Source organism: Massilia sp. CFBP9026 (assembly GCF_034045165.1).
Lineage (GTDB): Bacteria > Pseudomonadota > Gammaproteobacteria > Burkholderiales > Burkholderiaceae_D > Telluria > Telluria arenae.
This window is the reverse complement of the sequence record NZ_JAXCWH010000002.1, coordinates 559861-572465: the sequence shown is the minus strand read 5'-3', so window position 1 is coordinate 572465 and position 12605 is coordinate 559861. Positions and strand designations below refer to the sequence as shown.

At 65.9% G+C, this 12605-nt stretch carries 14 protein-coding genes; 8 read left to right on the top strand and 6 right to left on the bottom strand.

Going from position 1 to position 12605, the window contains the following annotated elements:
- Positions 1 to 349 precede the first annotated feature (349 nt).
- Positions 350 to 1147, top strand: coding sequence for a MipA/OmpV family protein (locus SOM28_RS06820; protein WP_320467653.1), 798 nt, complete (start codon positions 350 to 352; stop codon positions 1145 to 1147).
- On the opposite strand, the gene SOM28_RS06815 is transcribed toward SOM28_RS06820, so the two are convergent.
- The 3 genes from SOM28_RS06815 to SOM28_RS06805 form a co-directional block, all read right to left on the bottom strand.
- On the bottom strand, positions 1119 to 2477 hold the full coding sequence (locus SOM28_RS06815) for an ATP-binding protein (protein WP_320467652.1): 1359 nt from the start codon (positions 2475 to 2477) through the stop codon (positions 1119 to 1121). The two genes, SOM28_RS06820 and SOM28_RS06815, sit on opposite strands and share 29 nt — an antisense overlap.
- On the bottom strand, positions 2474 to 3139 hold the full coding sequence (locus SOM28_RS06810; protein WP_320467651.1) for a response regulator transcription factor: 666 nt from the start codon (positions 3137 to 3139) through the stop codon (positions 2474 to 2476). Before SOM28_RS06810 ends, SOM28_RS06815 begins: the two co-directional genes overlap by 4 nt.
- A 125-nt stretch (positions 3140 to 3264) precedes the next feature.
- Positions 3265 to 3474 carry a (2Fe-2S)-binding protein gene (locus SOM28_RS06805; RefSeq protein ID WP_123071745.1) on the bottom strand — a complete coding sequence of 70 codons (210 nt, stop codon included), beginning with the start codon at positions 3472 to 3474 and terminating at the stop codon, positions 3265 to 3267.
- Between the two features lie 235 nt (positions 3475 to 3709).
- On the opposite strand from SOM28_RS06805, the gene SOM28_RS06800 reads away from it, so the two are divergent.
- The 6 genes from SOM28_RS06800 to SOM28_RS06775 all read left to right on the top strand — a co-directional run bounded on the left by SOM28_RS06800 (position 3710) and on the right by SOM28_RS06775 (position 8086).
- Entirely contained in the window at positions 3710 to 3964 is a 255-nt protein-coding gene (locus SOM28_RS06800; protein ID WP_123071746.1) for a FeoA family protein, read from the top strand.
- Positions 3965 to 3968: 4 nt separating this feature from the next.
- Complete coding sequence (gene feoB / locus SOM28_RS06795) at positions 3969 to 5849, top strand: ferrous iron transporter B (RefSeq protein WP_320467650.1); 1881 nt, start codon at positions 3969 to 3971, stop codon at positions 5847 to 5849.
- A 3-nt stretch (positions 5850 to 5852) separates the two neighbouring features.
- Positions 5853 to 6116, top strand: coding sequence for a hypothetical protein (locus SOM28_RS06790; protein ID WP_320467649.1), 264 nt, complete (start codon positions 5853 to 5855; stop codon positions 6114 to 6116).
- A 92-nt stretch (positions 6117 to 6208) separates the two neighbouring features.
- The gene (locus tag SOM28_RS06785) at positions 6209 to 6883 is read left to right on the top strand and encodes a glutathione S-transferase (protein WP_320467648.1); all 675 of its coding nucleotides are present in this window, start codon (positions 6209 to 6211) and stop codon (positions 6881 to 6883) included.
- A gap of 15 nt (positions 6884 to 6898) precedes the next feature.
- Positions 6899 to 7675, top strand: coding sequence for a 5'-3' exonuclease (locus SOM28_RS06780; protein ID WP_123071741.1), 777 nt, complete (start codon positions 6899 to 6901; stop codon positions 7673 to 7675).
- A 15-nt stretch (positions 7676 to 7690) separates the two neighbouring features.
- Entirely contained in the window at positions 7691 to 8086 is a 396-nt protein-coding gene (locus SOM28_RS06775; protein WP_123071740.1) for a response regulator, read from the top strand.
- A gap of 6 nt (positions 8087 to 8092) precedes the next feature.
- On the opposite strand, the gene SOM28_RS06770 is transcribed toward SOM28_RS06775, so the two are convergent.
- Positions 8093 to 8818 (bottom strand): GAF domain-containing protein, encoded by a 726-nt coding sequence (locus tag SOM28_RS06770; protein WP_320467647.1) that lies wholly within the window; start codon positions 8816 to 8818, stop codon positions 8093 to 8095.
- Between the two features lie 174 nt (positions 8819 to 8992).
- On the opposite strand from SOM28_RS06770, the gene SOM28_RS06765 reads away from it, so the two are divergent.
- The gene (locus SOM28_RS06765) at positions 8993 to 10771 is read left to right on the top strand and encodes a sensor domain-containing phosphodiesterase (RefSeq protein ID WP_320467646.1); all 1779 of its coding nucleotides are present in this window, start codon (positions 8993 to 8995) and stop codon (positions 10769 to 10771) included.
- Between the two features lie 3 nt (positions 10772 to 10774).
- Here SOM28_RS06765 and mnmA read toward each other — a convergent pair whose 3' ends face one another.
- Positions 10775 to 11887, bottom strand: a complete 1113-nt coding sequence (gene mnmA / locus SOM28_RS06760) for a tRNA 2-thiouridine(34) synthase MnmA (RefSeq protein ID WP_320467645.1) — start codon at positions 11885 to 11887, stop codon at positions 10775 to 10777.
- An 18-nt stretch (positions 11888 to 11905) separates the two neighbouring features.
- Positions 11906 to 12388, bottom strand: a complete 483-nt coding sequence (locus SOM28_RS06755) for an NUDIX hydrolase (RefSeq protein WP_123071736.1) — start codon at positions 12386 to 12388, stop codon at positions 11906 to 11908.
- Between the last annotated feature and the right edge of the window lie 217 nt (positions 12389 to 12605).

Genomic DNA, 12605 nt, shown 5'->3' with positions numbered 1-12605 from the left:
GAAATATGCCCTCAAAAGGGAGAAAATTAGCGAAAAAAGCGCATTAAATCGAAGAAAAAGCCACAAAATGCGGCGTAATAAAAACCGTTCTCACTCCACGTTGATAACGCTTCTCGCTACCGCAAAAATGAAATGAGACCGCTTCTCGTTTCACCTATTTCGGCCATTATCCCCAGCTTCTTTCCCGCATTAAAAACCGCGTTAAAAGCCGCGTTAAAAACCGCGTTAAAAACCGCATTAAAAACCTATTAATCACAGCTTGGCATTGTTCGCCCTGCCATGGCGCGCCATGGTACGCCCGCCGCCAGGATAGGCGACAGGCGATTCGCCCCACCGTTAGAGGACATCGATGAACCAAGCACTTCACCCCTTTCGCATCCTGGCCGCGGCACTGGCCTGTGTCGTTCCTGCCTGCCTCGTGCCGGCATCCGCCCAGGTCGTGGCGCCCGAGCAGCTCGCCGCGGAAGCCTCGCCCAAGACTTCCCAATGGGGCCTCGGCTTCGGCGCCGGCTTCGATAAAAGCCCGCTGCGCGACTTCGACGACGACGTCGACCCGCTGCCGCTGGTGCTGTACGAGAGCAGGCACCTGAGCGTGTTCGGCGCGCGCATCGACTACAAGCTGCCCTCGTATGGCCCGCTGCAGTTCCGCCTGCGCGCGCGCTATGCCAACGACGGCTACGAAGCCAAGGATTCGCCTTATCTGGCCGGCATGGAAGAACGCAAGGGCGGCCTGTGGCTGGGCGGCGCCGCGACCTGGCGCAGCGGGGCCACGAGCGTGGCGGGCGAATTCACCGCCGCCACCGGCGACGCCGAGGGCAAGCGCATCAAGCTGGAACTGAACCGAGAATTCCGCACTGGCGCCGTCACCATCACCCCGCGCATCGGGGCCGAGTGGTACGACAAGGACTACGTCGACTACTACTATGGCGTGCGCGCCAACGAGGTACGCGCGGGCCGCCGCGCCTACAACGGCGACTCGTCGCAGGCGATCGAGGCCGGTGTGCGCTTCGGCTACGCCTTCCAGCGCCGCCACAACTTCTTCGTCGACGTCAGCGCCAAGTCGCTGGGCAGCGAGATCAAGGACAGTCCGCTGGTGGAACGCTCCACCGAGAGCAGCATCAAGCTGGGCTATCTGTACGCGTTCTGAAGACGACCCGCACCGCGAAGCCGCGGCCGGCCAGGCCGCTGCCGGTCTCGATGCGCGCATCGTGCAGGCGGGCGATGGCGGCCACCAGCGACAGGCCGATGCCGCTGCCGCGGCCCTGGTTGCCGGGAAGGCGGTAGAAGCGCTGGAAGATGGCGCCGTGCTCTGCCTCCGGCACGCCGGGGCCGTCGTCGGCGACGCTGAGCCACGGTCCATCCGGTCCCACGCCGCAGGCCACCTCCACCCGTCCACCGTCGCGCGCGAAGCGCACCGCATTGTCCAGCAGGTTGCGCAGCAGGGTCCCCAGCTCGTCGAGATTGCCCTCGACCCAGGCCGGCGCCTTCACTGAGACGAGCGTGCAGCCGAGGCGCTGCGCGTGATAGGTATATTCATGCACCACATGCTCGACCACCACAGCCAGGTCGAGCGCTTCGGTGCTGATCGAACACGACATCGCATCGAGCCGCGCCACGTCGAGCAACTGCTCGGCCATGCGCGCGCTGCGCCGTACACCCTGCTGCAGCATCTGCAGCGCTTCCGTGCGCTCGGCGTCGCTGCGTGCATGCAGGGCGACGTCGACGTGGGCTTGCAGCACCGACAGCGGCGTGCGCAGCTCGTGGGCGGCGTCGCCCAGGAAGCGGCGCTCGTTCGCCACGGCCTTGTCGAGTTGCACCAGCAGGTGGTTGAACGAGGTGACCAGGGGCCGCAGCTCGACCGGCAGCGCCGCCACCGGCAGCGGCGTCAGGTCGAAGTCCTGGCGCCGCAACAGCGCGCGCTCGATCACGGACAGGGGACGCAGCGAACGATCCAGCGCATGCAGCAGCAGCAGCGCCACCAGCACCAGCACTGCCGTCATGGCGGCCAGCGCGGCCAGCGTCTCGCCATACATCTCGCGGTCGATCGCGCTTTGCAGGTTGGCGACCTGCACCGAGACCAGGCTGTGGCGGTCCGAGATCGTGTACACGCGCCAGGCCTGGCCCCCCGCTTCGAGCGTGGCGAAGCCGTTGCGGAAGCTGGGCTGGAATGGCGCCTCCGGCGCGGCCGGAGAGCGGATCACCAGCCGGCGGTCGTTGCTCCAGACCTGGATCGCGAAGTTCCCGGGATCGTGCTGCATCGTGGGCGGCAATTCCAGGCTGGGTCCGAACGGGCCGTCGTTGATTTCCTCGGCCGGCAGGGACAGCAGCAGGCGAGTGCCGAAGGCCTGCAGCTTGCCGTCCCACAGGCTGTGCTCATTGCTGGCGGTATAGGCGGCGACCACGCCGCCGCCGCAGATCCAGCAAAAGGCCAGCGCCAGGCTGAACACGCAGCGCACGCGGGCGCGGATCGAGTTCACGTCACGTCCTTGCCCAGGCGGTAGCCCTGGCCGTGCACGGTCTCGATGATCTCTTCGCCGAGCTTGCGCCGCAGCTGATGGATGAAGACGGCGATCGTATTGCTCTCGACGTCGCCGTCCGCGCCATAGATCAGCGTTTGCAGGTGACTGCGCGCGATGATGTGGCCGGGGCGCTCCATGAAGGCGAGCAGGGTGCGGTATTCATAGGCGCTCAGGGTCACCGGCTGGCCGTCGCAGGTGACGGCCTGGCGCGCCACGTCCAGCACCACGTTGCGGCAGGTGAGGGTCGGCACCGTCTTGCCTTCGCTGCGGCGGGTCACGGCGCGCATGCGCGCCCACAGCTCGCTGAATTCGAAAGGCTTGACCAGGTAGTCGTCGGCGCCGGCATCCAGGCCGGCGATGCGCTCGGACATCTGGGCGCGCGCGGTGAGGATGATGACCGGCGTCGCGTTGTACGCCGCGCGCAGGCCGCGCAGCAGGGACAGGCCCGACTCTCCCGGCAGGCCGAGGTCGAGCAGGATCACCGAGTAGACGTTGTCGAGCAAAGCCAGGCGCGCGCTTTCGGCATCGCCCGTATGGTCGAGAACCAGGCCTTCCTGGCGCGCGCGCTCACGGATGGCGGCAGCGAGCATGGCGTCGTCCTCGACGAGCAGGATGTTCATGGGGAGAGGTGAAGAATCCGGGACCGGGAAGTATAACGCCGCCGGATTAATGACCTTTTAAGACGCGCCCGGACAAAAAAAAGCCTCGCAGCTTGGCGAGGCGGGGGGGAGAGACAGGGCTGGTGTCAGGCCGCTTGCGGGAGGCGGCGCACTTCGGTAATCGTGGTCTTGCTGTCGAGATGGGTATGCAGGACTTCACGCGCATAGCTGACGCAGGTGCCGCACATGGTGCCGACGCCCAGTTCCTTGCGCAGTTCAGCAATCGACGAGATGCCCAGATCGACGGCCTGGCGGATTTCACGGTCGGAGATGTTGTTGCAGACGCAGACGATCATCAGAGCTACCCTTGCTAGTTACACTATAAAAATGCGAATCATTCTCATTTGCGTTGCTATTTTCTGTAAACTCGGCGGCAAACGCAAGCGGATTTTGCGTATCGTGTGCACTTTTTTTGTGCTTTTCGTCCAAGCAATGACAAGCTGCAAATAGTAATAGTTCGCATTTAGGTTTATGATGTCGGCATCATTCTTGTCGCTGTCTCATAAGCGCAACAACCATTTGGAAGCTGCCATGACCCTAGCCCCCTCCCTGTCCACACTCGACTCGCTGAAAGCGGGCCAGAGTGCCACCGTAGTCCAGCTGGCGCCGCATGCGCAGGGCGGCGTCGATGTGCAGCGCCGCCTGATGGAGCTGGGCTTCGTGCCGGGCGAGCGCATCCGCGTGCTCAAGCGCGTGATGAAAGGCCCGCTGGCGGTCAAGGTCGGCGAGTCGACGTTCGCCCTGCGCCCGTTCGAAGCGGCGCTGGTCTCGATCAAGGCGGATTGAACGAATGGGAGTCATGGATCGACAAGTCGCGGCCCGTACGCCGCTGGTGGCACTGCTGGGCAACCCGAACTGCGGCAAGACCGCGCTCTTCAACCGTCTCACCGGCTCGCGCCAGAAGGTCGCGAACTATGCCGGCGTCACCATCGAGCGCAAGGAGGGCAGCTTCAAGTCGCCGGCCGGCCGCGCTTTCCGCGTGCTCGACCTGCCGGGCGCCTACAGCCTGAATGCGCAAACGCCGGACGAAGGCATCACGCGTGACGTGGTGGCCGGCCTGCGTCCGGGCGAAGCCGCGCCGGACGCCATCCTGTGCGTGGTCAACGCGACCAACCTGCGCCTGAACCTGCGCCTGGTGCTTGAGCTCAAGCGTTTGGGCCTGCCGATGGTGCTGACCCTGAACATGGTCGATGTCGCCAAGAAGCGGGGCATCGAGATCGACACCGTGAAGCTGTCGCAGGAACTGGGCATGCCGGTGGTGGAAACCGTCGCCATCCAGTCGGGCGGCGAACAGGCGCTGCTGGCCGAACTCGATCGCATGACGTTCGACGCGCCGGTCAAGGCCAACCCGCTGTCGGCGATCGACGCGGTGCCGGTCGAAGAGACCCAGCGCGAGGTGCGCCGGATCCTGGCCGCCGCCGTCTCCACCGCGAAGGACACCGGCAACCTGACCGAAAAGGTCGACAACGTGGTGCTGCATCCGGTCGCGGGCCCGATCATCCTGGCCGCGCTGATGTTCCTGATCTTCCAGGCCGTGTTCAGCTGGGCCGGCACGCCGATGGACCTGATCGAAGCCGGTGTCGGCGCGCTGGGCGAATTCGTCGGCGACCTGCTCGGCGAAGGCCTGCTGCACAGCCTGATCGTGGACGGCATCATCGCCGGCGTCGGCAGCGTGCTGGTGTTCCTGCCGCAGATCCTGATCCTGTTCTTCTTCATCCTGCTGCTCGAAGACGTGGGCTACCTGCCGCGCGCGGCCTTCCTGCTGGACCGCATCATGGGCAGCGTCGGCCTGTCGGGCCGCGCCTTCCTGCCGCTGCTGTCGTCGTTCGCCTGCGCGATCCCCGGCGTGATGGCCGCGCGCACGATCCAGAACCCGCGCGACCGCCTGGTGACGATCATGATCGCGCCCTTGATGACGTGTTCCGCGCGCCTGCCGGTGTATGCGCTGCTGATCGCGGCCTTCATCCCCGACCAGACCGTGGCCGGCTTCCTCAACCTCAAGGGCGTGGTGCTGTTCATCCTGTACATGGCCGGCATCCTGTCGGCGATGGCGGTGGCCTGGTTCATGCGGCGCCGCAGCGAATTCAAGCAGCAGGCGCTGATGCTCGAACTGCCGGCCTATCACTGGCCGCAAGCGGGCGCACTGGTCTCGGGCCTGTGGGAACGCGCCAAGATCTTCCTGATGCGGGTCGGTACCCTGATCCTGACCATGATGATCCTGCTCTGGCTGCTGTCGAGCTTCCCGGGCGCGCCGGCTGGCGCCACCGAACCGCCGATCTACTACAGCGTGGCCGGCATGATCGGCCGTGCGCTGGAAGTGATCCTGGCGCCGATCGGCTTCAACTGGCAGATCGCGATCGCCCTGGTGCCGGGCATGGCCGCACGCGAAGTCGCGGTCGGCGCGCTGGGCACCGTGTACGCGCTGTCGGGCGGCGACGAAGTCGGCGACCTGCTGGCGCCGATGATCGCCGAATCGTGGTCGCTGGCCACCGGCCTGGCGCTGCTGGCCTGGTATGTCTACGCGCCGCACTGCCTGCCGACGCTGGCCACCGTGGCCCGCGAGACCGGCAGCCGCAAGTACGCCTGGATCATGGCCGGCTATATGTTCGGCCTGGCCTACGTGGCGGCCTTCATCGTCTACCGCGTCACCCTCGCCATCACAGGAGCGTAAATCATGCAGGAACTGGCCGTCGTCATCATCGTCTCGTTGGCCGCGCTGTACCTCGGCGCGAAGTACATGTCGGCCAGCCTGCGTGCGCGCATCGTGCTGCGCCTGACCCGGGGCGGGCGCAGCTCGGCCATCGCGCGCTGGCTCGACAAGACCGGCGGCGGCGGTTGCGGCGGCGGCAGCTGCGGCAGCGGCTGTGCGCAGCAACAGTCTACCTCGCAGCCCGCCCCGCCCGGCAAGCACCGCGTGATCAAGCTGCACCAGCGCTGATCCGCCTCCACGGCCCGCGCTGTCGGCGCGGGCTTGTTGGCGCATGCGCAACAGTGCTAAGCTGGCGCCCATCGCCACTTCCCGTATCCGCCATGATCGTCGTCCACCACCTGAACAACTCGCGCTCGCAGCGCATCCTGTGGCTGCTGGAAGAGCTGGGCCTGGACTACGAGATCAAGCGCTACCAGCGCGACCCCAAGACCATGCTGGCCCCGCCCGAGCTCAAGGCCGTGCACCCGCTGGGCAAGTCGCCCGTCATCAGCGACGGCGAGCTGGTGGTGGCCGAGTCCGGCGCCATCGTCGACTACCTGGTCGAGCAGTACGGCCAGGGACGCCTGAAACCGGCGGCCGGCACCCCGGCGCGCCTGCGCTACACCCACTTCCTGCACTACGCCGAAGGCTCGGCGATGCCGCCGCTGCTGCTCAAGCTGGTGTTCGACAAGGTCGAGAACAGCCCGATGCCGTTCTTCGTCAAGCCGATCGCGCGCGGCATCGCGCAAAAGGTCAAGGGCAGCTTCGTGCTGCCGCAGATCGCGCTGCACCTGGCCTACCTGGAAGGAGAGCTGGGCAAGCATCCCTGGTTCACAGGCGAAGAGTTCACGGCGGCCGACATCCATCTGAGCTTCCCGCTGGAGGCGGCGGCCTCGCGCGGCGGGCTCGATGGCAAATATCCGAACCTGCTTGATTTCCTCAAGCGCATCCATGCGCGTCCGGCTTACGGGCGCGCGCTCGAGCGTGGCGGCAAATACGAGATCGGCAAGGCGTAAGAGGATCCATCAAGCATGGCCAAGCTGCTCGCCATCGACGGCCTGAACATCGTACGCCGGGTGTACGAGGCCAGTCCCGAGCCGGATTCCGACCTGAAGGCCAGTATCGCCTTGCGCCATGCCTTCTCGTCGTTTCGCAAGGTGCTCGAGACGCATGCGCCGACCCACGTGCTGGCGGCCTTCGACCACGGCGGCGATAACTGGCGCCACGCCCTGTATCCGCGCTACCGCGAGGGCAGGGCGGCGATGCCCCATGAACTGCGCGCGGCGCTGCCCGAGTTCCACGAGCGCCTGCGCGCGGCGGGCCTGCACGTGGTGTCGATTCCCGAGGTCGAGGCCGACGACGTGATCGCCACCGGCGTGATGCGCTGGCTGTCGGAAGGACGCGGGGAGGCCATCGTCGCCACCACCGACAAGGACTTGCATCCGCTGATCGCGCACGGCGCGCTGGTATGGGACCATTTCAAGAACGAATGGCATGACGACGCCTGGGTGCGCCAGCGCTTCGGCGTGGCGCCCGAGCGGCTGCACGACCTGCTGGCGCTGATGGGCGACCCGACCGACGGCGTGCCGGGCGTGTCCAAGGTCGGCATGAAGACGGCCGCGCGCCTGCTCAATGCCTACGGCAGCCTCGACGCCGTGGTCCAGGGCGCCGGCATCCTCAAGACGCCGCTGGGCGAAAGGCTGCGCGCCGAGCGTGAGATACTCGAGATATCGCGTTGCCTGGTGTCGCTCAAGCTCGACGTGCGCCTGGGCGTGACCTGGAATATGCTGGCCTATGACTCTCACTAAACAGAAAGCGACGCGATGCTCAAGGCGGTAATCGTGGATGGAAACGCGGTCTCGCGGTCGATGCTGGGCACCGTGCTGGCCGACGGCAGTTACGAGGTGGTGGGGGCGACCCACACCAGCGCGCTCGGCTACGGCCTGGCGATCAAGCACCGTCCGCACGTGCTCTGCATCGCGCGCGAGCAGGTCGAGGACGGCAACAACGTGGTCGAACAGCTGCGCGCCGAGCTGCCCAAGACCCTGATCTTCCTGGTCTCGGGCACGCTCGATGCGCAGGCGGTGCAGTCGGCGGCGGCGCGCGGCGTGCATGGCTTCATCGTCAAGCCGTTCAAGGCCGACACCGTGCTCAAGACCATCCGCAACACCGTGATCGCCTTCGTCAAGAAGCAGCAGGCGGCCCCGAAGGCCGAGTGAGCGCCGTTAGCCGCGGCGCCTGACTTCGTCGGACGCGATGGCGGCCAGTTCGCGCAGCGCGCGCAATTCGCGCTCGCGCAGGCGGCGCGGTTCGCGGTCCAGCACGCACAGTGATCCGAGCGCCAGCCCCTTGGCATCGAGTACCGGATAGCCCGCATAGAAGCGGATGTGCGGCGCGCCCGTCACCAGGGGATTGGCGGCGAAGCGCGGGTCGGCGCCGGCATCTTCCACCACGAATGCGCCGTCCTGCATGATCGTATGGCTGCAGAAGGCCACCTCGCGCGGGGTCTCACGCCGCTCGATACCGATGCGCGACTTGAACCACTGCCGCTGGCCGGACAATAAGGTCAGCAGGGCCATGGGGCACTCGGTCACGTGGCTGGCCAGCCACGTCAGGCGGTCGAACGTTTCTTCCTCGGCCGAGTCCATCAGCTTCGTCGCGGCCAGCGCCGTCAGGCGCTGCGCTTCGTTGGACGCCACCGGATACGCAGGAGACTGCGTCGGGAGGAACTCGCCGGAGAGCCGCTCGGCCTGCGCCATGGGCAGGCTGGCCTCGCGCTGCCGCATCAGCTGGGTCACCGCGCTCAGGCGCACCCGGCGATGCCCGCCGGGGGTCTTCCAGGTCGGCAGCGCGCCGCCTTCCATCCAGACCTGGGCGGTGCTCACCGCCACCCCCAGCAGCCGCGCCGCTTCGCGCGTGGTCAGGATCGGATCGTCGTCGGTTCTCGTCATTATCGTGTGCTGTATTGCTGCAATACATGGATTTTACACCAAGCAACAAAAAATGACGAATGTGACGATAGAATTGGCGATAATTGTTGACTGTGGGAATTTTTATTGCAACAATGAATCAAAATCCGTCAATTTCGTCATTTCCGGCGCGTGTGCGCCAGCCAGGGGCCAACCATGAACTCACCGATCGAACCAGCACTATTGGCCCCGTCCCTCCATGAAGCGGCGCGTCTCGAAGCCCTGCATCGCCTCGAATTGCTGGACACCCCGCCGAGCGAGGCCTTCGACCGCATCACGCGAATGGCTGCCCAGTTGTTCAATCTGCCGATTGCGGCGGTGTCGCTGACCGACAGCGACCGCCAATGGTTCAAGTCGAAGGTCGGCGTCGGGCATGACTCGATTCCGCGCCTGCGCGCGCCATGCGCAGAGGTGGCCGATACGGCCCACGTGCTGGTCGTGCCTGACCTGCTTGAAAACGCCTATTTTCGCGACAGCAAGCTGGCCGCGGACGGCATCCGTTTCTACGCCGGTGCACCGCTCGTGACCAGCGACGGTTTTGCGCTGGGCGCGATGTGCGTGCTGGGCACCGAACCGCGCCAGGTGACAGAAGCCGAGAGCCAGGCGCTGCAGGACCTGGCGACGATGGTGATGACGCAGATCGAGCTGCAGCATGCGCTGGGGCGGATCGACCCGGTCAGCGGCCTGCCCAACCGCAACCAGTTCATCGTCGACTTCAACGACATGGAACTGGCCGAGCCGGCCGGCGACATGCGCCTGGCGGCCCTGGTCAGCCTGGCCAGCCCGCAAGAGCTGAGCGACGCCCAGCGCGTGATGGGAGCCGGCTACCTGGACGAGATGGTGCGCGACGTGGTGCCGCAGCTGCGCCTGGCCGGCTCCGGCAAGATCTTCCACGTCGGCAGCACCCAGTTCGCCTTCTTCGCGCCGCGCGGCGTCACGCTCGAGACCTTCCGCACCCAGATGCAGTCGTGGCTCGACGCGCGCGCCAGCCACGGTCAGGCGCGCTTCATCACCACCGTCACAGTCGGCATCGCGCCATTCACGGTCGGCCAGACCGAAGGCCTGGACCTGCTGCGCAATATGCACAGCGCGGCCCACGACGGCCTGGCCGCCGAGCGCTGCGTGCGGGTGTTCTCGTCCGAGCATGACGCCATCCTGCAGCGCCGCTTCTGGCTGGTGAACGCCTTCGGCGCCGCGCTCGAGAGCCGCAACCAGCTGCACCTGGTGTACCAGCCCAAGGTCGGCCTGCACGACGGCGCCTGCGCCAGCGTCGAGGCGCTGCTGCGCTGGAGCCATCCCGAGGCGGGGGTCATCTCGCCGGGTGAATTCATCCCGGTGATCGAAGGCACCTCGCTGGCGCGCGCCACCACCGAATGGGTGCTGGCCGCCGCGATGCGTCAGATGGCCGCATGGCGCCAGGAAGGCGTCACCTTGCAGGTGGCGGTGAACGTGTCGGCGGTGAACCTGGAAGAGCCGGACTTCTGCGATCGCGTATTGAAGCTCCTGGTGCGCCACGGCCTGTCGGCGTCAAACCTGGCGATCGAGCTCACCGAGAGCGCGCTGATGCGCAACCCGAAGGTGGCGCAGGGCACGCTGGAGCGCCTGACGCAGGCCGGCGTGCAGCTGGCGATCGACGATTTCGGCACCGGCTACAGCAGCCTGTCTTACCTGCAAAGCCTGCCGGCCAACGTGGTCAAGATCGACCAGAGCTTCATGCGCAACCTGGCGCATGACGAACGCCGGCGCGCGCTGGTGGGGACGATGATCAAGCTGTCGCACGACCTGGGCCACAAGGTGGTGGCCGAAGGCGTGGAGACGGTGGAAGTGGAGGATTTCTTGCGCGCGGCGGGCTGCGACGAGGTGCAGGGCTACCTGCACGCGCGCCCGCTGGCGCCGAACGCGCTGGCCGAATGGCTGGCCGGGCGCGTTCGCTGAGACTTACCCGACGCCCGAGCGGGCGTCGATGATGCCGCCGCCCAGGCAGACGTCGCCGTCGTACAGCACGGCCGACTGGCCGGGCGTGACCGCCCATTGCGGGTCGGTGAAGTCGAGGGCAAATCTGCTGTCGCCTTCGGCCAGCACCTTGCAGGCCACGTCGGCCTGGCGATAGCGGGTCTTGGCCGCCAGCTCGCGCGGATCGGGGGGCTCGCCCGCGATCCAGCTGGCCTGGCCGGCCTCCAGGCGGTTCGACAGCAGCCATGGGTGGTCATGGCCCTGCACGATGTACAGGGTGTTGGCCTCGATGTCCTTGCGCGCCACGAACCACGGCTCGCTGATGCCGTCGGCGGTCTTGCGCGATTTGAGGCCGCCGATGCCGATGCCCTTGCGCTGGCCCAGCGTGTAGAACGACAGGCCGACGTGTTCGCCGACCTTGCTGCCGTCATCGAGCCTGATCGGGCCCGGTTTATAGGACAGGTAGCGGTTCAGGAAATCGCGGAACGGGCGCTCGCCGATGAAGCAGATGCCGGTCGAATCCTTCTTGGCGGCGTTCGGGAGCTTGAGCTTTTCGGCGATCTTGCGCACCTCGGTCTTCGGGATCTCGCCCAGCGGGAACAGCGACTTCGAGAGCTGCGCCTGGTTCAGGCGGTGCAGGAAGTAGCTCTGGTCCTTGGTGGCGTCGAAGGCCTTCAGCAGTTCGAACTTGCCGCTGCCCGTGTTCTCGCGCACGCGCGCGTAGTGGCCGGTGGCGATCAGGTCGGCGCCCAGCTTCATCGCATGGTCGAGGAAGGCCTTGAACTTGATCTCGGCGTTGCACAGCACGTCCGGGTTGGGCGTGCGGCCGGCCTGGTACTCGCGCAGGAACTCGGCGAACACGCGGTCCTTGTATTCGGAGGCGAAATTGACCGCCTCGATGTCGACCCCGACCACGTCGGCCACGCTGGCCGCGTCGATCCAGTCCTGGCGCGTCGAACAGAATTCGGAGTCGTCGTCGTCTTCCCAGTTCTTCATGAACAGGCCGACCACGTCGTAGCCTTGTTCTTTCAGCATCCACGCCGCGACCGAGGAGTCGACTCCGCCCGACATCCCGATCACGACTTTTTTCTTGCTCATGTTACGTCCGTATTGAATTCAGATCCCGCCCTCGAACACCGAGGGATGGGTGTGCAGCAGGGACAGGGGCGTGCTCTGGCCGGCCAGGTAGTCGTCCACGCACCGGAGCACGATCGGGCTGCGGTGGCGGTCGGCGGTGGCGGCGATCTCGTCGCGCGTCATCCACAGGGTGCGCAGGATGCCTTCGTCGAGCGGCTGGTCGAACTTGCGGCCGACGGCCCCGGCGAAGGTGAAGCGCAGGTAGGTGACGTCGGCATTGCGCGACTTCGAGTGGTAGCGCGACATATACATTCCCACCAGCGTGCGCGGTATGAACTCGTGGGCGGTTTCCTCGAGCGCTTCGCGCACGACCGCTTGTTCCAGCGATTCGTGCGGGTCGAGATGACCGGCGGGCTGGTTCAGCTTGACGCCCTCGCTCGTCTCTTCTTCGATCAGCAGGAAACGGCCCTCGTGCTCGATGATCGCAGCCACGGTAACCGATGGTTTGAAGATGTCGCTCATGCCTGTCCTTGAAAATGAGCCGGTATTCTACCTCGGGCGGGGGCTGCTCTGCTCAGCCTTGCCCTTCCTGTGGCGCTTGCCTGTCGTTAATTCGGCTTGATCTGTCGCAAAAATGCCGGCAAATCGCCCGAGCGGCATGAGTTTTGTCATAAGCATTGCAAATTCATTAAAAGACGGTATATTGGAACACTTGCCGTAAAGACAGGTAGTGCACTCG